Raw genomic sequence first — 18,646 nt, 5'->3', positions numbered from 1 at the left:
CCTGACCGCGGCGCCTTACTGCGCGCCGCCGCGCGTGGCGCTGAAGATCTTGCCGGGGTTCAGGATGTGGTTGGGGTCGAGCGCGTCCTTGATCGCGCGCATCAGGTCGAGCGCGTCCTCGCCGTGCTCCTGCACCAGGAAGCCCTTCTTGTGCAGGCCCACGCCATGCTCGCCAGTGCAGGTACCGCCCATCGCCAGCGCGCGTTCGACGATGCGCTGGTTGATGGTTTCTGCTTCGGCCATTTCCTCGGGCTTGTCCGGGTCGACCAGGATCGCGACGTGGAAGTTGCCGTCGCCGACATGGCCGACGATCGGGCAGGGTAGTGCCGAGGCGTTGAGGTCCTTCTCGGTTTCGGTGACGCAGTCGGCGAGGCGCGAGATCGGCACGCACACGTCGGTGGTCACCGCCCTGCAGCCTGGCTTGAGCTGCAGCATGGCGAAGTACGCAGTATGGCGCGCGTTCCACAGCCGGCTGCGGTCTTCCGGGCGCGTGGCCCATTCGAAGCCCTGGCCGCCGTGCTCGGAAGTGATCTGCTGCACGGTCTCGGCCTGCTCGCGCACACCGGCCTCGGTGCCGTGGAATTCGAAGAACAGGTGCGGCGTTTCGGGCAGGGTCAGGTTGTCGTGGTGGTTGATCGCGCGGATCGCCAGCGCATCGACAAACTCCACGCGCGCCACCGGCACGCCGAGCTGGATGGTCTCGATCACGGCCTGCACCGCGGTGCCCATGCTGGAGAAGGCGCACACCGCGGCGGAGATCGCCTCCGGCTGCGGATAGAGCCGCACCGTCACCTCGGTGATGATGCCGAGCGTGCCTTCGCTGCCGATAAAGAGCCGGGTCAGGTCGTAGCCCGCCGACGACTTGCGCGCGTGCGTGCCGGTGCGGATCACGCGGCCGTCGGCGGTCACCACCGTCAGCGCCAGCACGTTCTCGCGCATGGTGCCGTAGCGCACCGCGTTGGTCCCGGAGGCGCGCGTGGCGCACATGCCGCCCAGCGAGGCGTCCGCGCCCGGGTCGATCGGGAAGAACAGGCCGGAGTCCTTGATTTCCTGGTTCAGCTGCTTGCGCGTGACGCCAGGCTGCACGGTCACGGTGAGGTCCTCGGGCTGCACCGCCAGGACCTTGTTCATCTGGGACAGGTCCAGGCTGACGCCGCCGGCCACGGCCAGCAGGTGGCCTTCCAGCGACGAGCCGGCGCCGTAGGGGATCAGCGGCACGCCGTGCTGGTTGCACAGGCGCGCCACGTCGGCCACTTCCTCGGTGCTGTGGGCGAAGACGACCGCATCGGGCGCGGCCGGCGGGAACGGCGACTCGTCGCGCCCGTGGTGCTCGCGCACGCCGGCCGAGGTGGTGAAGCGCTCGCCGAAGCGCGCCGCGAGGGCTTCGCTGAAGGCGGGGGGCAGGGGACGGCGGGCGAGCGCTGCGGCAGGCGTGGGATGGTTCATGCGGGTCTCCGGCGGGTCGGCGCGGCGGTGGTGCCTGTTGCGGCGGTCCGGAAACATCTCCGGAATGGCAGGCAGGGCGCGACCCGGTTATCGAATGGACGACGAATATACGAATACAGGCATTCTACGCCGCGCGGCGGCTCATGCACCCTTGCGCGCCTGGGACTGGCCGATAGCCGCACAGCGACCCCGCCCAAGGGGTAGAACCACAAGGCCTTCGCTCATACGCGTGCTCTGGCGCGATAATGTGCGCCATTTCCCCCGGCGCGCCCCGCGCGGGGCATCCACGCATACAAGGAAGGAGACCGGTATGGGCCACCGCTTGTCCAAGATTGCCACCCGCACCGGCGACGCCGGCACCACCGGCCTGGGCGACGGCACCCGCACCGGCAAGGACAGCCTGCGCATCGCCGCCATCGGCGACGTCGACGAGCTGAACTGCCACGTCGGCGTGCTGCTGACCGAGGCGCTGCCGGACAACGTGCGCGCCGCGCTGCTGCATATCCAGCACGACCTGTTCGACCTGGGCGGCGAACTCTCCATCCCCGGCTATACGCTGCTCAAGCCCGAGCAGGTGGCCCAGCTCGACACCTGGTTGGCCGACTACAACGCCAACCTGCCGCGGCTGGCCGAGTTCATCCTGCCCGGCGGCAGCCGCGCCGCGGCGCAGGCCCACGTGTGCCGCACGGTGTGCCGGCGCGCCGAGCGGTCGCTGGTGGCGCTGGGCGCGGCCGAGGCGCTCAACGAGGCGCCGCGCCAGTACCTGAACCGGCTGTCGGACCTGATGTTCGTGCTGGCGCGGGTGCTGAACCGGGCCGGCGGCGGCTCGGACGTGCTGTGGCAGCGAGATCGGCAGGCCACCTGAACCGGCAGAAAATGTAATGGTAGGGTCACTTATGGCGCGCGAGCCGCGCGGGTGGCTCAAGGTGCGGCGGCGGATGCCGTTGAGAGCGTGCAGAAACTGAGAAAATTACTCGGATTTGCCGCTTCTGCCCTTGAAAAGACCCCGGCCGGCCACATTTCGGCCTCAGGTTGAATTGCAGTCGCGCGGATAGCGATGGCTCAAGAGGAGAGAATAAATGGGTAAGATCATCGGTATCGACCTCGGTACCACCAACAGCTGCGTCGCGATCATGGAGGGTAACACCCCCAAGGTCATCGAAAACTCGGAAGGTGCACGCACCACCCCGTCGATCATCGCTTACATGGAAGACGGCGAGATCCTGGTCGGCGCGCCAGCCAAGCGCCAGGCCGTCACCAACCCGCGTAACACGCTGTACGCGGTCAAGCGCCTGATCGGCCGCAAGTTCGAAGAGAAGGAAGTCCAGAAGGACATCGGCCTGATGCCGTACTCCATCGTCAAGGCCGACAACGGCGACGCATGGGTGTCGGTGCGCGACCAGAAGCTGGCCCCGCCGCAGGTTTCCGCTGAAGTGCTGCGCAAGATGAAGAAGACGGCCGAGGACTATCTCGGCGAGCCGGTGACCGAAGCCGTGATCACCGTGCCGGCGTACTTCAACGACTCGCAGCGCCAGGCTACCAAGGATGCCGGCCGCATCGCGGGCCTCGACGTCAAGCGCATCATCAACGAGCCGACCGCGGCCGCGCTGGCCTTCGGCCTGGACAAGAACGAGAAGGGCGACCGCAAGATCGCCGTGTATGACCTCGGCGGCGGTACCTTCGACATCTCGATCATCGAGATCGCGGACGTGGATGGCGAGAAGCAGTTCGAAGTGCTGTCGACCAACGGCGATACCTTCCTGGGCGGCGAAGACTTCGACCAGCGCATCATCGACTACATCATCAGCGAGTTCAAGAAGGACCAGGGCGTGGACCTGTCCAAGGACGTGCTCGCGCTGCAGCGCCTGAAGGAAGCCGCTGAAAAGGCCAAGATCGAACTGTCGAGCTCGCAGCAGACCGAGATCAACCTGCCGTACATCACGGCCGATGCCTCGGGTCCGAAGCACCTGAACCTGAAGATGACCCGCGCCAAGCTGGAATCGCTGGTCGAAGAGCTGATCACGCGCACCATCGAGCCGTGCCGCACCGCGATCAAGGACGCGGGCGTCAAGGTCAGCGACATCGACGACGTGATCCTGGTCGGCGGCATGACCCGCATGCCCAAGGTGCAGGAACAGGTCAAGGAGTTCTTCGGCAAGGAAGCGCGCAAGGACGTGAACCCGGATGAAGCCGTGGCCGTCGGTGCCGCGATCCAGGGCTCGGTGCTGTCGGGCGACCGCAAGGACGTGCTGCTGCTGGACGTGACGCCGCTGTCGCTGGGGATCGAGACTCTGGGTGGCGTGATGACCAAGATGATCACCAAGAACACCACCATCCCGACCAAGCATGCGCAGGTGTTCTCGACCGCCGACGACAACCAGCCGGCGGTGACCATCAAGGTGTTCCAGGGCGAGCGTGAAATGGCCTCCGGCAACAAGCTGCTGGGCGAGTTCAACCTGGAAGGCATTCCGCCCGCAGCGCGTGGCACGCCACAGATCGAAGTGTCGTTCGACATCGACGCCAACGGCATCCTGCACGTGGGCGCCAAGGACAAGGCGACTGGCAAGGAAAACCGGATCACCATCAAGGCGAACTCGGGCCTGTCGGAAGACGAGATCCAGCGCATGGTCAAGGACGCCGAGGCCAACGCCGAGGAAGACAAGAAGGCCCGCGAGCTGGCTGACGCCCGCAACCAGGCCGACGCGCTGATCCACTCGACCAGGAAGGCGCTCACCGAATACGGCGACAAGCTGGAAGGCGGCGAGAAGGAAAAGATCGAAGCCGCGATCAAGGAACTGGAAGACGCCGCTCGCGGCGGCGACAAGGCCGAGATCGATGCCAAGGTCAACGCGCTGTCCGAAGTCAGCCAGAAGCTGGGCGAGAAGGTCTACGCCGACATGCAGGCCAAGGCTGGCGAAGGTGCCACGGCCGGTGCTGCTGCCGGTGCCGGCGCGGCCGGTGGCCAGCAGGCGCAACCGCAGGACGACAACGTTGTGGACGCCGAGTTCAAGGAAGTCAACGACAAGAAGTAATCGGGACAGCGGGCGGCGGTGCAGGCACTGGCCGGCACCGCTCCCGTCCCGACGCCGGGCGCGGCCATCGGACCCAGCGGGAAACCGCCGTCGGATGCCTCGCTCGGCTTTTTTGCTATTCGCCGGTATCGCGCCGCATGTGCGTGCCGGCCAAAAGGTAATGAGCCACCATGGCAAAACGTGACTATTACGAAGTGCTCGGGGTAGGCAAGAACGCGAGCGACGACGAGATCAAGAAGGCTTATCGCAAGCTCGCGATGAAGTACCACCCGGACCGCAATCCGGAGGGCAAGGACGGCAAGGTCGCCGAGGAAAAATTCAAGGAGGTCAAAGAGGCCTACGAGATGCTTTCCGACCCGGAGAAGAAGGCGGCCTACGACCAGTATGGCCATGCCGGTGTCGACCCCAACATGGCGGGCGGGTTCGGCGGTGCGCAGGGCTATGGCGGTTTCGCCGAGGCCTTTGGCGACATCTTCGGCGACATCTTCGGCCAGCAGGCTGGCGGACGTCGCGGCGGCGGCGGCCCGCAGGCCTATCGCGGCGCCGACCTGCGCTACAGCATGGAGATCTCGCTGGAGCAGGCCGCGCACGGCCACGAGGCGCAGATCCGCGTGCCGCACTGGGACGACTGCGACCACTGCCACGGCAACGGCGCCGAGCCCGGCTCGAGCGTGGAAACCTGCCCGACCTGCCACGGCGCCGGCCAGGTGCGCGTGTCGCAGGGCTTCTTCACCATGCAGCAGACCTGCCCGAAGTGCCACGGCAGCGGCAAGTACATTCCCAAGCCGTGCACCAAGTGCCACGGCCAGGGCAAGCTGAAGTCGCAGAAGACGCTGGAAGTGAAGATCCCGGCCGGCATCGACGAAGGCATGCGCATCCGCTCGTCCGGCAACGGCGAGCCGGGCATCAACGGCGGCCCCCCGGGCGACCTGTATGTGGAAGTCCACATCAAGCCGCACCCGATGTTCGAGCGCGACGGCGACGACCTGCACTGCCAGATGCCGATCTCGTTCGCCACCGCGGCGCTGGGCGGCGACCTGGAAGTGCCGACGCTGAGCGGCAAGGCCAGCTTCCCGGTGCCTGAAGCCACCCAGTCCGGCAAGACCTTCCGCCTGCGCGGCAAGGGCATCAAGGGCGTGCGCTCGGGCTATCCGGGCGACCTCTACGTGCATGTGAACGTGGAGACGCCGGTCAAGCTGACCGAGGCGCAGAAGGAACTGCTGCGCCAGTTCGACCGCTCGGTGCATGAGGGTGGGTCGCGCCACAGCCCGCAGGAGCAGTCGTGGCTGGATAAGGTGAAGAGTTTCTTCAGCTGATCTGGCTTAGCGGCATAAGGCCGGCCACGTGTGAGCGTGGCCGGTTTTGTTTTTTGTGGATGCGGTTTGCGGATTTCTCATAAATGAGAAAACTGCATGCGTGTGCCCGGCGTGGGGCGGTCCGCATTCCGCCGGTTTGCTCCCCTCTCCCGCTTGCGGGTAGGGGCGGGGGAGAGGGCAGGCGGTGGCATCGCCAATGACGCCCAAATGGACTCCCACAGCTTTCGGCGCGCGATAATGCATGGTCGTCCTGTCTTTTCCCTGAAGAATTCCCCGTGGTAGCAAGTATCCAGCCCCCGCCCTCTCCCCCGGCTCCTCTCCCGCGCGCGGGAGAGGAGAGCACCCAGCCAGGGAGAGAAGACGTCTTCGTTCTTCTTGACGATGCCACGGCTCCGGCGGTGGAAGCGGCGTCGCGCCTCTACACCGGCTTCGTCCGCGAAGACATGCTACCCACCGGCAGCGACATTGCGCAGCTTGATTCGATGCTCGCCGACGGCTGGTGCGCAGGCTGGCACGCGACGCTGTTCGCCCCGTACGAGTTCGGCGGCGCGCTGGTCGATGCCCCGGTACACACCGGCAACGCGATGCCTTTCCACGACGGCGCGTTGCGCCTGCTGTGGTTCCGCGACCTGCGCCTGCTCGATGCCGCAGGTGTCGCCGCCTGGCTCCAGTCCAAGGCAGAACAGAAGCCAGCCGGCATGATGGGCGTCGCCTCCGACACCCCCCGCGAAGCCTTCAACGACGCCATCGCCCGCATCCACCAGTGGATCGAAGCCGGCGACACCTACCAGGTCAACTATACCCAGCGCCTGCGCTTCGGCGCCTTCGGTGACCCGATAGCGCTGTACGCCGCGCTGCGCGCCGCGCAGCCGGTGCCATACGGCACGCTGGCGCGGATGCCCGGCGACAGCTGGGTGCTGTCGCTGTCCCCTGAATTGTTCGTCCGCCACGACGGTAACGGTCACCTGCTGACCCGGCCGATGAAGGGCACCGCACCGCGCTCCGGCGATGCCGCGCGCGACGCCCAAGCCGCCGCCACACTGGCCGCCGACGCCAAGAACCGCGCCGAGAACGTGATGATCGTCGACCTGCTGCGCAACGACCTCGGCCGCATCGCGCAGCCAGGCAGCGTGGCGGTGCCCGAGCGCTTCGCCGTGCAGCCGTTCGGCGCGGTGCTCCAGATGACTTCCACCGTGACCGCGACGGCGCAGCCCGGCACCGGTTTTGCAGCGCTGATGGCAGCACTGTTCCCGTGCGGCTCGATCACCGGCGCACCCAAGCGGCGCACCATGGAGATCATCGCCGACCTGGAAGGCACGCCGCGCGGGCTGTACACCGGCGCGATCGGCTGGATCGATGCGCCAGCTGCTGAAGGCACCGCGGGACCGTTCGCGCTGTCGGTGGCAATCCGCACGCTGGTACTGGCGCCCCTCGCGGACAACGGCCTGCGCGCGGGTGAAATGGGCGTGGGCGGCGGCATCGTCCACGACAGCGTCGCCGCGGAGGAATTCGACGAATGCGGCTGGAAGGCGCGCTTCCTGACGCGGCACGACCCCGGCTTTACGCTGTTCGAAACCATGCGCGTGCAGGGCGGCGAGTGCCTGTACCTCGCGCGGCATATCGCGCGCATTGGCGCCTCGGCGCACACGTTCGGCTTTGCCTTCGATGCCGATGCGGCACGCGACGCGGTGGCCGCGCAAGTGGCGCAGCTGGGCGCGGGGACATGGCGCCTGCGCATGAGCGCGGACAAGCGCGGCGCGCTGGCGTTTGCCAGCGGCGCGGTGGCACCGATGCCGGCCGGTCCGGTCAGGATCGACATCGCCACCGAGCCACTACCCGATGCCGATCCGCTGCGCCGCCACAAGACCAGCGCCCGCGCGGCCTTCGACGCCGGCTGGCAGGCCGCGGAACGCGCCGGCGGCTTCGACCGGCTTTTCTTCAACACCCGTGGCGAGCTGCTCGAAGGCGGCCGCAGCTCGGTCTTCGTCCGCATCGATGGCCGCTGGCTGACGCCGCCGCTGTCGGCCGACATCCTGCCCGGCGTGATGCGCGCAGTGGTGCTGGGAGAGGGCGGGGCGGCGCTGGGCGCGCCCGGCGAAACCGTGGAAGAGGCCGTAGTGACCCGCGCCATGCTCGCGCGCGCCGAGGCCATCGTGGTGGTCAACGCCCTGCGCGGCGCAATGCCGGCGACGCTGCAACCGTAAATGCAGCCGCTACGGGTGATGCTGGTCCAGCACGCCGTCGCCCAGCTTCCAGCGCACCACGCCCGGCAAATTGATCAGCTCGCGGTCGTGGCAGACCATCACCACGGTGCGGCCCTCCGTGGCCAGGTCGCTGACCAGCGCGATCACCTGCTCGCGCGCATGGCCGTCCAGGCTCGAGGTCGGTTCGTCGAGCAGCAGCAACTCCGGCTCCAGCACCTTGGCGCGCGCCAGCGCCACACGCTGGATCTCGCCGCCGGACAGGTATTCAGGCGCCGTGTCCTGCACGTGCGACACGCCGGCCCAGCCCAGCGCGTCGCCCACGCGGCGCGCGATCTCGTCGCGCGGCATGCCGCGCGCTTGCAGGCCGTAGGCGATGTTCTCGCGCACCGAGGTGCGGAACAGGTAAGGGTGCTGATGCAGGTAAGCGATACGCTGGCGCAACGCCGGCGGCAGCGGGTCCAGCGGTGCGGTGTGCAGTTGACCCTGTGCATCGGTCCACTGCGCGATAGCGCCCGGCGCCGGATCCAGCCCGGCCAGCATGCGCAGCAGCGTGGTCTTGCCGGCGCCATTCATGCCGGTCAGCACGATCGCGGTGGCGCGCGGGATCACCAGATCGTCGATGGCAAAGAGCCGGCGCAGGCCGATCGAACGCGCCAGCCCGCGCACGGTCAGCAGCGGCGCGTGAATGCTGTCTGCAGGCATCATCGACGGAATCCTCCGGCGCCCTGCAGCCACGCCATGCCGATATTGACCAGCAGCGCCAGCGCCACCAGCACGATGCCCAGCGCGATGCCCTGCGCGAACTCGCCCTTGCTGGTTTCCAGCGCGATCGCAGTGGTGATGGTGCGCGTCGAGCCTTCGATATTGCCGCCGATCATCAGCGCCGAGCCCACCTCGGCAATCACCCGGCCGAAGCCGGCGACCACCGCGGCCATCAGGCCAAAACGCATCTCGCGGATCACGGTGACAAAGGTGCGCCAGCGCCCGGCGCCGAGCACCCAGGCCGTTTCACGCAGGCGCACGTCGGCGCCCTGCAAGGTCGACAACGCAAACGCCAGCACCACGGGGAAACCGATCACTGCCTGCCCCATCACCATGCCCGATGGCGTGAACAGCAGTTGCAGGCTGCCCAGCGGTCCCTGGCGCGTCAGCAGCAGGTAGAGCACCAGCCCGACCAGCACAGTCGGGAATGACAGGAAGGCCTGCGCCACCACCACCACCGCGCGCCGCCCCGGGAACTGCCGCGTGGCGATCAGCCAGGCGGCGGCGATGGCGGGCACCGTGGCGATCGCCAGCCCCAGCACCGCCACCATCAGCGAGGTCCAGACGATAAACCACAGCGCCGCATCGCCGCTGGCCAGCAGGCGGAACGCATCCGCGGTGGCCGATGCGATCTCCACCGCGTCAGGCGGAGAAGGTGTGCTCGGGGGCGGGGAAGCTGCCGTCCTTCACGGCGGCCACGTAGGCGCGCACGGCCGCCTCGATCGAGGTCTGGCCTTCCATGAAGTTGCGCACGAACTTGGCCTTGCGGCCCGGGTAGATATTGAGCATGTCCTGCAGCACCAGCACCTGGCCGGTGCAGTCCACGCCCGCGCCGATGCCGATGGTGGGTACCTTCAGCAGCTGCGTGATTTCGCCGGCCAGCACCGCGGGCACCGCCTCCATCAAAATCACCTGGGCACCGGCGGCCTGCAGCGCCAGCGCGTCGCGCTTGAGCTGGGCCGCGCCGGCATCGGTCTTGCCCTGCACCTTGAAGCCGCCGAGCGCATGCACCGACTGCGGCGTCAGGCCGATATGCGCGCACACCGGGATGCTGCGCTCGACCAGGAACTTGACGATCGGCGCGAGCCAGTCGCCGCCTTCGAGCTTGACCATCTGCGCGCCGGCCTTCATCAGCGTAACGGCGCTGGCGAAGGCAGTCTCCGCCGTCGGGTAGGTGCCGAACGGGAGATCGGTCACCAGCAACGCGGTCTGGTTGCCGCGCGCCGCGCATTCGGTGTGGTAGGCCATCTGTTCCAGCGTGACCGGCAGCGTGGTCTGCTGGCCCTGCATCACATTGCCCAGCGAGTCGCCGACCAGGATCATTTCAACGCCGCAGTAGTCGAGCAGCGCGGCGAAGCTGGAGTCATAGGCGGTCAGCATGACGATTTTCTCGCCGGCGTCGCGCATTGCCTGCAGTTTGGGAATCGTGATGGTCTTGCGGGAGGGGTCGAGGAGGTAGCTCATGGCAGTGCCCGAATGTGACGGCTGGTTGTGCCGTTGCTGCGCTGCGGGCGCCGGGCGACCCTGCAGGGCAACGACTGCCGTCGTTATTGTGTTGTGTCTGGCAGGCGTGGCCTGTCAGGGCGCAGCAAGATTCAGGAAGGCCTTGCGGCCGCGCATATTTTCGATGCGCGACAGTAGTGTACGGAAATCGTCGTCATTGTCCACCGGATTGAAATGGGCGGTGTCGACGATCAGCACGGGCGCCTCGTCGTAGCGGTGGAACAGTTCACCGTAGGCGTCAGTCAGGCGCTGCAGGTAGTTTTCATCGATGCCGGCCTCGCCGGGCTCGCCGCGGCGCACGATGCGCTCGCGCAAGAGCGATGGCGTGGCCTGCAGCATGATGACCAGGTCGGCGCGCTGCGGCGGCAGGCTGAAGCGCGCGGCGATGGCGTCGTAGAGTGCCAGCTCGTCCTCGGACAGCGTCAGCGCCGCGTGCAGCCGGTCCCTGGCGATCAGGAAGTTGGTGACCATGCGCTGGCCGGCCAGCAGCGCCGCCTGCCACTGCTGCAGCTGCACGGCGCGCTGTGTCAGGCACCACAGCTGCATTGCCAGCGCATGGCGTGCGGGATCGCGGTAGAAGGGTTCGAGGAAGGGGCTCCGGCGCGCGCAGTCGGGCAGCTCGCCCGCGTGCAGCGTGCGCGCCAGGCGCTGGGCCAGCGAGGTCTTGCCGGACCCGACGGGGCCTTCGACGACGATGCGGCGCAGGTGATCGAGCATGGCGCTTCAGGCTAGTGGGGGTGGCTGGCGCCGCCGTGCGCGTTCAGCCGGGGGTGCCGGCATTGCCGGCGGCGGCCTGCATGCGCAGGCACTTGCAGGTGGAAACCTTCTCGATGCGCTGTGCGCCAACGCCAGCCAGGAAGTCGGCGGCGGGGCCGCGGCCGGGGATGGACAGGGCGGCGTCCAGCTCCAGCAGCGGCACCAGCGTGAAAGCACGCTCGGTCATGCGCGGGTGCGGCACGGTCAGGTGTTCGTCGTCGTGCTGCTCGTCGCCGAACAGCAGCAGGTCCAGGTCGAGCGTGCGCGGCGCGTTGCGGAATGGGCGCTCGCGGCCGAACTGGTCTTCGATGTGGTGGCAGATGCGCAGCAGCTGCGTCGCGGTGAACGAGGTCTGCACCTTGACCACCGCGTTGTAGTAGTCGTCGCCGCCGGCATCGACCGGCGCGGTGCGATAGAGCGAGGAACGCGCCAACACCGTGATGCCGACCTGCTGGGCCAGGCACACGATGGCGTCCTTGATAGCCTGGCGGGCATCGCCAAGATTGGCGCCGATGCCGATGAAGGCGAGAGTCATTTACGTTTCCTCCGGCTGGCCGGGGCCGGCATGTGCTGCCTCGCCCGCGTCCGAGTCGCTCCGGGAAGAAACTTTATCCGATTTCCGCGGACTGCGTCGGCGGCGCTTCTTGCGCGCAGGGCCCTCGCCCTCGGCACCCTGGCCGCCCTCGCCACCCGGGCCGCGTGCGCCGCGCGCCGCCTCGATCAGGCCTTCGCGCTCGCCCGGGTCGGCGTCCTGGAAGTCCTGCCACCAGGTGGCCAGCTCTTCCGGCAGCTCGCCAGACTGGCAGCGCAGCTGCAGGAAGTCGAAACCGGCGCGGAAGCGCGGCGATTCCAGCAGCCGGAACGGCATGCGGCCCACGCGCTTCTCGAAGCGCGGCTGCATGCCCCAGATATCGCGCATGTCGGTGACAAAGCGGCGCTGGATCGCGAGCTGGCCGGTCTGCTTTTCCAACACCGAATCCATGGCGGCGTTGAGCGCGGCGATGGCGTGCTCGCCCTCGTCGCGCAGCTTGTTCCAGCGCTGCAGCACGTGGTGCCAGAGCAGCGCGGCAAAGAGAAAGCCGGGCGAAACCGGCTTGCCGGCCTGCACGCGGCGGTCGGTGTTGTCCAGCGCCAGCTGCACAAAGCGCTGGCCCATCGGCTGCTCCAGCGCCACGTCCAGCAGCGGCAGCAGGCCCTTGTGCAGGCCCGCCTTGCGCAACTCCTGCAGCGAGGCCCAGGCGTGGCCGGACATCAGCAGCTTGAGCATCTCGTCGAACAGACGCGCGCTGGGCACGTTGTGGATCAGCGAGGCCAGGCCGGCGATCGGGTGGCGCGTGGCCTCGTCGATGTCGAAACCGGTCTTGGCGGCAAAGCGCACCACGCGCAGCATCCGTATCGGGTCTTCACGGTAGCGCGTGACCGGGTCGCCGATCATGCGCAGCGTGCGCGCGCGGATGTCTTCCATGCCGTGATGGTAGTCATGCACGGTCTGCGCGGCCGGGTCGTAGTACATCGCGTTGATGGTGAAGTCGCGGCGTTCCGCGTCTTCAGCCTGCGAGCCCCACACGTTGTCGCGCAGGACGCGGCCCGAGGCGTCGATCGCATGGGTCTTGCTGTCGAGCTCGGCGCGCTTCAGGCGGCGGCCTTCGGGCAGCGTTTCGCTGGCGATGGCGTCGACCAGCGCGCGGAAGGTCGAGACTTCGATGATTTCCTGCTCGCGCCCGCCGTAGAAGGTCACGTGCACGATCTGGAAGCGGCGGCCGATGATGCGCGAGCGCCGGAACAGCGCCTGCACCTGGTCGGGCGTGGCGTTGGTCGCCACGTCGAAATCCTTGGGCTTGATGCCGAGCAGCAGGTCGCGCACCGCGCCGCCGACGATAAACGCCTGGTAGCCGGCCTGCTGCAGCGTGGATGTGACCTTGACGGCATTGCGAGACAGCAGCGTCGGGTCGATCTGGTGTTCGTCGGCGCCGACGATGCGCGGCGTATGGGCGCGGCCAGTGCGGCGCAGCTTGGGGCCGGGTTTGCCCAGCAGCCGGGTAATGAGCTTCTTGATCACGTCAGAACAGATCCATGATGCGCCAGCCTGCCGCGGCGGCGTGGTGGCGCAGGCGATCGTCCGGGTTGGTGGCGATCGGCTCGGAGACTTTTTCCAGCAGGGGCAGGTCGTTGGCCGAGTCGCTGTAGAAGGTGGTCTTTTCGAAGTGGTTCCACTGCGCGCCCTGGCTCTTCAGCCAGGATTCGACGCGGGTGATCTTGCCTTCGCGGAAGCTGGGCACGCCGTGGACTTCGCCGGTGAACTGGCTTTCCGGCTTGCCGTCGATGGTGGCGGGCTCGGTGGCGATCAGGTGCTTGATGCCGAATGCCGCGGTAATCGGCGCGGTGACGAAGCTGTTGGTGGCGGTCACCACGGCGCACAGGTCGCCGGCCTCGATGTGCTTGTAGACCAGCGCGCGGGCTTGCGGGGTGATCACGGGATCGATCACCTCGTGCATGAAGCGCGCGCGCATGGCGTCGAGCCGGTCTCTCGGGTTGGCCGCCAGCGGCGCCAGCGCAAAGCGCAGGAAGGCCTGGATATCGAGGGTGCCGGCCTTGTAGTGGCCATAGAACTCGTCGTTCTTCTGCCGGTAGGTTTCCTCGTCGACGACGCCCAGGCGGACCAGGAAGCGGCCCCATTCATGGTCGCTGTCGGTCGGGATCAGGGTGTGGTCGAGGTCAAAGAGTGCCAGATTCATGGGCGGCGATTTTACCTTAAGGCGTGAAGGGAGTCGGGCAGGACTAACCCCGGGCGCGGCTTGGGGCCTGGCGCCAGGGGTTAGTCCCGGCTAATCCCGGAATTCAGCGAACATTTCGCGCAGCAGCGGCAGCGTGACCGGCCGCTTGCGTTCCAGCGAGTAGGTATCGAGCGCGTCCAGCAGCGCCATCAGGCTCGGCATGTCGCGGTAGTGGCGGGTCACCAGCCAGTGGGTGATCTCGGGCGAGAGCTGCAGGCCGCGTTCGCGTGCCGCTTGCAGCACAGCGGCCTTCTTGTCGTCGTCCGACAGTGGCGCGACCTGGTACACCAGGCCCCAGCCCAGGCGCGTACGCAGGTCTTCGCGCACCGGCATCGCGCGGGGGGCCAGCCCGCCGGCGACCACCAGCGCGGTGCGAACGTGGGCGCGCACCTCGTTGTAGAGCGAGAACACCGCGATCTGGCGCGCCTCGTCCAGCAGCTCGACGTCATCCACGGTATAGAGCTGGCACCTGGGATCGAACAGGAAGTCGGACAGCGGATGGTGCGGGCTCAGGTAGCGGCTGCGGATGCCGTGCTGGGGCGCGGCCTCGCACACGGCGTGCAACAGGTGGGTGCGGCCGCAGCCGACCTCGCCCCACAGGTAGACCAGCCGGTCGGTGGCGCGCTCCTGCGCGACCGCAGCGGGCAGCGCTTGCAGGCGCTGCACCGACTCGCGGTTGGACGCCACCACGAAATTCTCGAAAGTCGAAGGCGGCGGGCTGCCCAGCTCGAGCGAAAGTTGCTTGGGACGCGGGAACATGACGTATGGCTAACTTGCGGGTGACGGGCGGGGCAGCCGTTATTTTCGGTACAGGTCGCTGGCCAGGTAAATCCGCCGCAGCTGCCGCGCCCCGACCAGCAGCACGGCACAGGTCGGCAGTGCCAGCAGCACGCCGAAGAAGCCGAACAGCTGGCCGAAGGCAAGCAGCGCGAAGATCACCACCAGCGGGTGCAGCCCGATGCGCTCGCCCACCAGGCGCGGCGTCAGGTAGAAGCTCTCGATAAACTGGCCGAAGCCATAGACTACCGCCACCGCGGCCAGCCCGTACCAGTTTCCGAATTGCAGCAGCGCGGCCACGATCGCCATGACCAGCCCGATGCCAAAGCCGATATACGGGATAAACACCGCCAGCCCGGTGAAGACCCCCACCGGCACGCCGATTTCGAAGCCGGCAACGGTCAGGCCGATCGAATAGATCGCCGCCAGGATCACCATCACCAGGATCTGGCCGCGCAGGTATTGCGACAGCAGCGCGTCGGTCTCGTTGGTCAGCTCGCGCACCTTGGGCACCCAGCGGCGCGGCACCACGCCCTCGATGCGGCGCATCACCATGTGCCAGTCCATCATCAGGTAGAACATGACGATCGGCACGATAAAGATGATGCCGGCCACGGTAATCAGCGCCGAGCCTGACATCTTGACATAGTTCAGCAGCACCACCAGCAGGTCTTCCGGGCTGGCCGAGAAGTGGTCCGACAGCATGTTGCGCAGGCCCGGGAAGTCAAAGCGGATGCGCACGCCGAACTCCGCCAGCCGCGGCGAGACCACGGAGTTGAGTTTCTTCAGCAGGATCGGCAACTGTTCGCGGATCTGCGGGATCTCGCGCTGGAGTACCGCGATCAGCAGCAGCACCAGCATCACGAAGATCACCGTCAGCAGCAGGATCATCAGCGTCACACCGACCGCGCGCGGGATCCGGCGGCGTTGCAGCCAGTCCACCCCGGGGTTCAGGATATAGGCGAAGATGAACGCGAACAGGAACGGCGTCAGCACCGGCGCCAGCGCGATGATGGCGGCGAACAGCGCAATGGTCACTGCGATCCAGAGCAGGATGCGTTTGGTCTCTTGGTTCAGCAGCGGGGCATTCATCAATAGGGGTTTGGGCGAGGTGCCTGGGCGACTTGGCGGGTTTGCGGCGCGAATGTGGCCGGAAACTGGAAGCCGGGGGCCTCTATCCGTTAAAATTGCGATTCTACTGGACTCGCGCCCGCCTTCCGATGCCAAACGACGGAAGCTGTGCTGGCCCGAGGGCCGAATTCCTCACTTTATTTCCTCCAGGACAAGCAGGTTCCCATGAGCGCATCCCCGACCGCCGGCCAGGCAGGCCTTTCCTACCGCGACGCCGGTGTTGACATCGATGCCGGCGACGCGCTGGTCGACCGCATCAAGCCGTTCGCCAAGCGCACCATGCGCGAAGGCGTGATGGCGGGCATCGGCGGGTTCGGTGCGCTATTCGAGCTGTCGAAGAAATACCAGGAGCCGGTGCTGGTGTCCGGCACCGACGGCGTGGGCACCAAGCTCAAGCTGGCCTTCCAGCTCAACCGCCACGACACCGTCGGCCAGGACCTGGTCGCGATGAGCGTCAACGACATCCTGGTGCAGGGCGCCGAGCCGCTGTTCTTCCTCGACTACTTTGCCTGCGGCAAGCTGGACGTGGACACCGCCGCCACCGTGATCCAGGGCATCGCCCGCGGTTGCGAACTGGCCGGCTGCGCGCTGATCGGCGGCGAAACCGCCGAGATGCCGAGCATGTACCCGGACGGCGAATACGACCTGGCCGGCTTTGCGGTCGGCGCGGTCGAAAAGAAGAAGATCATCGACGGCAGCACCATCACCCCGGGCGACGTGGTGCTGGGCCTGGCTTCGTCGGGCGCGCACTCCAACGGCTACTCGCTGGTGCGCAAGATCATCGAGGTGGCCAAGCCGGACCTGAACGCCGACTTCCACGGCCAGCGCCTGCAGGACGCCATCATGGCGCCCACGCGCATCTACGTGAAGCCGCTGCTGTCGCTGATCGAGACGCTGCCGGTCAAGGGCATGGCCCATATCACCGGCGGCGGCCTGACCGAGAACGTGCCGCGCGTGCTGGCGCAGAACGTCACCGCCGTGCTGAAGCGCGACGCCTGGACGCTGCCGCCGCTGTTCCAGTGGCTGCAGGCGCAGGGCCGCGTGGCCGACGATGAAATGCACCGCGTGTTCAACTGCGGCATTGGCATGGTGGTGATCGTGGCGAAGGAAGACGCAGAACGCGCCATCCGCCACCTGCAGGCAGCCGGCGAGGCCGTGTGGCAGATCGGCGAGATCCGCGAACGCGCCGAGGGCGAGGCGCAGACCATCGTAGTCTGACGTAGCGACGGTTTTCCGCAAGAACGGCGCATGCCTTGGGCATGCGCCGTTTTTTTCGTTCATCGTCCGTCATTTAAGGGTTTATCCCGATCCAATACACCCACGCCAGTGCCCGAAGCGGCGTCTGCAAGGCATATCGGGGATCGATGTGCCGTTTCCCGCGCGCGAGGCCCGTTTTCGTGCATCGCACCAAAACCCAGCATGCATCTGCACCAAATCTGACAAACAATATTTCTCTTGATTGTATGGCGGTTTATCGCCTAATGTACTGAGCAAAGACGCGGCACACGCATGCCGCGTCCGGAGACAACGCCTTGGCGCGACGTGGGGACCCACCGGCACGCCAGGGGCAGGCCAGGACCATTGGAGGATCCACCATGCAAGCAGTCAGCATCGACGCCGCGGCAAAAGGCGCGTCGCCCCAGAAGCAATCCGTCGCGCGTGTTGCCGGGGCGAGCCTCGCCGGCACCACGCTCGAGTTCTACGACCACTTCATCTACGGATCGGCCGCCGCGCTGGTCTTCCCCAAGCTGTTCTTCCCGCAGAGCGACCCGCTGACCGCGACGCTGCTGTCCTTTGCCAGCTACGGCGTGGCCTTCGTGGCGCGGCCGCTGGGCGCGGCGATCTTCGGCCACTTCGGCGACAAGATGGGCCGCAAGTCCATCCTCATCATCACGCTGCTGATGATGGGCCTGGCCACCTTCGGCATCGGCCTGTTGCCGACCTATGCCGCCGCCGGCGCGCTGGCGCCGGTGCTGCTGGTGCTGCTGCGCGTGGTGCAGGGCCTGGCGCTGGGCGGCGAGTGGGGCGGGGCCGCGATCATGGTCAACGAGCTAGACCCTGAAGGTAAGCGGCGCGGCATCCTCGGCAGCCTGGTGCAGCTGGCGGCGCCAATCGGGCTGCTGCTGGCCAACGGCGTATTCGCGCTGGTGACCTGGCAGGTGTCGGAAGAAGCGTTCCTGAGCTGGGGCTGGCGCGTGCCGTTCCTGCTGTCGGCGCTGCTGGTCGGCGTCGGCCTCTACATCCGCTCCAATGTGCGTGAATCCGGCATGTTCGAGAAGCTGGAGGAATCGCACGCCGAAGCGCGCGCGCCGATCATGGAAGTGCTGCGCAACTACAAGAAGCAGCTGCTGATCGCCTTCGGCGCGCGGCTGGGCGGCGATATCGCCTTCTACGTGTTCACGCTGTTCCTGCTGTATTTCGTGCCGACCAAGCTGGGCCTGCCCAAGAGCATCGCGCTCAATGCCGTGCTGCTGGGCGCGGTGGCGCAGATCCTGTTTATCCCGGTGGCAGGTTTCCTGGCCGACCGCATCGGGCGCCGCCCGGTGCTGATGATCGGCGGCATCGGCGGTGCGGTGTGGGCCTTTGTCTTCTTCACGCTGGTCAAGACGGGCAGCCCGGCGCTGATCATGCTGGCTTCGTTCGTCGGCATGGTGCTGGTGTCGTTCATGTTCTCGCCGCTGGCGTCGTTCCTGCCGGAGTTGTTCGCCACCCGGGTGCGCGTGACTGGTGCCTCGCTCGGCTTCCAGTTTGCCGGCGTGTTCGGTGGCGCGCTGGCTCCGCTGATCGCGATCGGCCTGCTCGACCGCTTTGGCAGCACTGCGCCGGTGGCGATCTACCTGGCGGTGGTGTGCGCGCTGATCGCAGTCGCCGCGGCTGCCGCGCGTGAAACCAATCGCATGCACCTGTCCGACGCGGACCGCTGAGTGCGGTAGTACCAATCCTCT

16 protein-coding genes are annotated in these 18,646 nt (G+C 67.2%); 6 read left to right on the top strand and 10 right to left on the bottom strand.

The window, feature by feature from the left end:
* Positions 1-15 precede the first annotated feature (15 nt).
* A complete protein-coding gene (locus tag ABNX08_RS18015) occupies positions 16-1,446 on the bottom strand; it encodes an FAD-binding oxidoreductase (protein WP_022536515.1) in 1,431 nt (476 codons plus the stop codon).
* Positions 1,447-1,756: 310 nt separating this feature from the next.
* Here ABNX08_RS18015 and ABNX08_RS18010 point away from each other — a divergent pair, with 310 nt between their 5' ends.
* The 4 genes from ABNX08_RS18010 to ABNX08_RS17995 all read left to right on the top strand — a co-directional run bounded on the left by ABNX08_RS18010 (position 1,757) and on the right by ABNX08_RS17995 (position 7,998).
* On the top strand, positions 1,757-2,311 hold the full coding sequence (locus tag ABNX08_RS18010; RefSeq protein WP_041681150.1) for a cob(I)yrinic acid a,c-diamide adenosyltransferase: 555 nt from the start codon (positions 1,757-1,759) through the stop codon (positions 2,309-2,311).
* A 214-nt stretch (positions 2,312-2,525) separates the two neighbouring features.
* Positions 2,526-4,478, top strand: a complete 1,953-nt coding sequence (dnaK, locus tag ABNX08_RS18005) for a molecular chaperone DnaK (protein ID WP_022536513.1) — start codon at positions 2,526-2,528, stop codon at positions 4,476-4,478.
* Positions 4,479-4,648: 170 nt separating this feature from the next.
* Positions 4,649-5,794 (top strand): molecular chaperone DnaJ, encoded by a 1,146-nt coding sequence (gene dnaJ / locus ABNX08_RS18000; RefSeq protein WP_022536512.1) that lies wholly within the window; start codon positions 4,649-4,651, stop codon positions 5,792-5,794.
* A gap of 275 nt (positions 5,795-6,069) precedes the next feature.
* On the top strand, positions 6,070-7,998 hold the full coding sequence (locus ABNX08_RS17995; protein WP_349606312.1) for a bifunctional anthranilate synthase component I family protein/class IV aminotransferase: 1,929 nt from the start codon (positions 6,070-6,072) through the stop codon (positions 7,996-7,998).
* A gap of 9 nt (positions 7,999-8,007) precedes the next feature.
* Here ABNX08_RS17995 and ABNX08_RS17990 read toward each other — a convergent pair whose 3' ends face one another.
* From ABNX08_RS17990 to ABNX08_RS17950, 9 genes are all read right to left on the bottom strand, one after another.
* Positions 8,008-8,703 (bottom strand): energy-coupling factor ABC transporter ATP-binding protein, encoded by a 696-nt coding sequence (locus tag ABNX08_RS17990; RefSeq protein ID WP_022536510.1) that lies wholly within the window; start codon positions 8,701-8,703, stop codon positions 8,008-8,010.
* Positions 8,700-9,398 (bottom strand): ABC transporter permease, encoded by a 699-nt coding sequence (locus ABNX08_RS17985; RefSeq protein WP_022536509.1) that lies wholly within the window; start codon positions 9,396-9,398, stop codon positions 8,700-8,702. Before ABNX08_RS17985 ends, ABNX08_RS17990 begins: the two co-directional genes overlap by 4 nt.
* Positions 9,399-9,402: 4 nt before the next feature.
* Positions 9,403-10,224: a 3-methyl-2-oxobutanoate hydroxymethyltransferase gene (gene panB, locus ABNX08_RS17980; protein WP_022536508.1), complete on the bottom strand. Its 822-nt coding sequence runs from the start codon at positions 10,222-10,224 to the stop codon at positions 9,403-9,405.
* A gap of 114 nt (positions 10,225-10,338) precedes the next feature.
* Positions 10,339-10,980 (bottom strand): deoxynucleoside kinase, encoded by a 642-nt coding sequence (locus tag ABNX08_RS17975; RefSeq protein ID WP_022536507.1) that lies wholly within the window; start codon positions 10,978-10,980, stop codon positions 10,339-10,341.
* Between the two features lie 43 nt (positions 10,981-11,023).
* Complete coding sequence (gene folK / locus ABNX08_RS17970) at positions 11,024-11,554, bottom strand: 2-amino-4-hydroxy-6-hydroxymethyldihydropteridine diphosphokinase (RefSeq protein WP_022536506.1); 531 nt, start codon at positions 11,552-11,554, stop codon at positions 11,024-11,026.
* Positions 11,555-13,078: a polynucleotide adenylyltransferase PcnB gene (gene pcnB / locus ABNX08_RS17965; protein ID WP_022536505.1), complete on the bottom strand. Its 1,524-nt coding sequence runs from the start codon at positions 13,076-13,078 to the stop codon at positions 11,555-11,557.
* A 1-nt stretch (position 13,079) separates the two neighbouring features.
* On the bottom strand, positions 13,080-13,754 hold the full coding sequence (locus tag ABNX08_RS17960) for an HAD family phosphatase (protein ID WP_022536504.1): 675 nt from the start codon (positions 13,752-13,754) through the stop codon (positions 13,080-13,082).
* Positions 13,755-13,844: 90 nt separating this feature from the next.
* Positions 13,845-14,552 carry a DnaA regulatory inactivator Hda gene (gene hda / locus ABNX08_RS17955; protein WP_349606309.1) on the bottom strand — a complete coding sequence of 236 codons (708 nt, stop codon included), beginning with the start codon at positions 14,550-14,552 and terminating at the stop codon, positions 13,845-13,847.
* A 39-nt stretch (positions 14,553-14,591) separates the two neighbouring features.
* Positions 14,592-15,662 carry an AI-2E family transporter gene (locus tag ABNX08_RS17950; protein ID WP_022536502.1) on the bottom strand — a complete coding sequence of 357 codons (1,071 nt, stop codon included), beginning with the start codon at positions 15,660-15,662 and terminating at the stop codon, positions 14,592-14,594.
* A gap of 204 nt (positions 15,663-15,866) precedes the next feature.
* Here ABNX08_RS17950 and purM point away from each other — a divergent pair, with 204 nt between their 5' ends.
* Both purM and ABNX08_RS17940 read left to right on the top strand, forming a co-directional pair.
* Positions 15,867-16,919: a phosphoribosylformylglycinamidine cyclo-ligase gene (gene purM / locus ABNX08_RS17945; RefSeq protein ID WP_022536501.1), complete on the top strand. Its 1,053-nt coding sequence runs from the start codon at positions 15,867-15,869 to the stop codon at positions 16,917-16,919.
* A gap of 377 nt (positions 16,920-17,296) precedes the next feature.
* A complete protein-coding gene (locus ABNX08_RS17940) occupies positions 17,297-18,625 on the top strand; it encodes an MFS transporter (RefSeq protein WP_022536500.1) in 1,329 nt (442 codons plus the stop codon).
* Positions 18,626-18,646: the final 21 nt, after the last annotated feature.

This window comes from Cupriavidus sp. DF5525 (genome assembly GCF_040149425.2).
In the GTDB taxonomy this organism is placed as follows: Bacteria; Pseudomonadota; Gammaproteobacteria; order Burkholderiales; family Burkholderiaceae; genus Cupriavidus; species Cupriavidus pickettii_A.
The sequence above is the reverse complement of the archived record's forward strand: the minus strand, read 5'-3'. Positions and strand labels throughout refer to the sequence as shown.

Excerpts from the sequence above, each read along its gene's own strand:
- ABNX08_RS18015 (WP_022536515.1), bottom strand. The coding sequence starts at position 1,446 with ATGAACCATCCCACGCCTGCCGCAGCGCTCGCCCGCCGTCCCCTGCCC.
- ABNX08_RS18010 (WP_041681150.1), top strand. The coding sequence starts at position 1,757 with ATGGGCCACCGCTTGTCCAAGATTGCCACCCGCACCGGCGACGCCGGC.
- dnaK (WP_022536513.1), top strand. The coding sequence starts at position 2,526 with ATGGGTAAGATCATCGGTATCGACCTCGGTACCACCAACAGCTGCGTC.
- dnaJ (WP_022536512.1), top strand. The coding sequence starts at position 4,649 with ATGGCAAAACGTGACTATTACGAAGTGCTCGGGGTAGGCAAGAACGCG.
- ABNX08_RS17990 (WP_022536510.1), bottom strand. The coding sequence starts at position 8,703 with ATGATGCCTGCAGACAGCATTCACGCGCCGCTGCTGACCGTGCGCGGG.
- panB (WP_022536508.1), bottom strand. The coding sequence starts at position 10,224 with ATGAGCTACCTCCTCGACCCCTCCCGCAAGACCATCACGATTCCCAAA.
- ABNX08_RS17975 (WP_022536507.1), bottom strand. The coding sequence starts at position 10,980 with ATGCTCGATCACCTGCGCCGCATCGTCGTCGAAGGCCCCGTCGGGTCC.
- folK (WP_022536506.1), bottom strand. The coding sequence starts at position 11,554 with ATGACTCTCGCCTTCATCGGCATCGGCGCCAATCTTGGCGATGCCCGC.
- ABNX08_RS17960 (WP_022536504.1), bottom strand. The coding sequence starts at position 13,754 with ATGAATCTGGCACTCTTTGACCTCGACCACACCCTGATCCCGACCGAC.
- hda (WP_349606309.1), bottom strand. The coding sequence starts at position 14,552 with ATGTTCCCGCGTCCCAAGCAACTTTCGCTCGAGCTGGGCAGCCCGCCG.
- ABNX08_RS17950 (WP_022536502.1), bottom strand. The coding sequence starts at position 15,662 with ATGAATGCCCCGCTGCTGAACCAAGAGACCAAACGCATCCTGCTCTGG.
- purM (WP_022536501.1), top strand. The coding sequence starts at position 15,867 with ATGAGCGCATCCCCGACCGCCGGCCAGGCAGGCCTTTCCTACCGCGAC.
- ABNX08_RS17940 (WP_022536500.1), top strand. The coding sequence starts at position 17,297 with ATGCAAGCAGTCAGCATCGACGCCGCGGCAAAAGGCGCGTCGCCCCAG.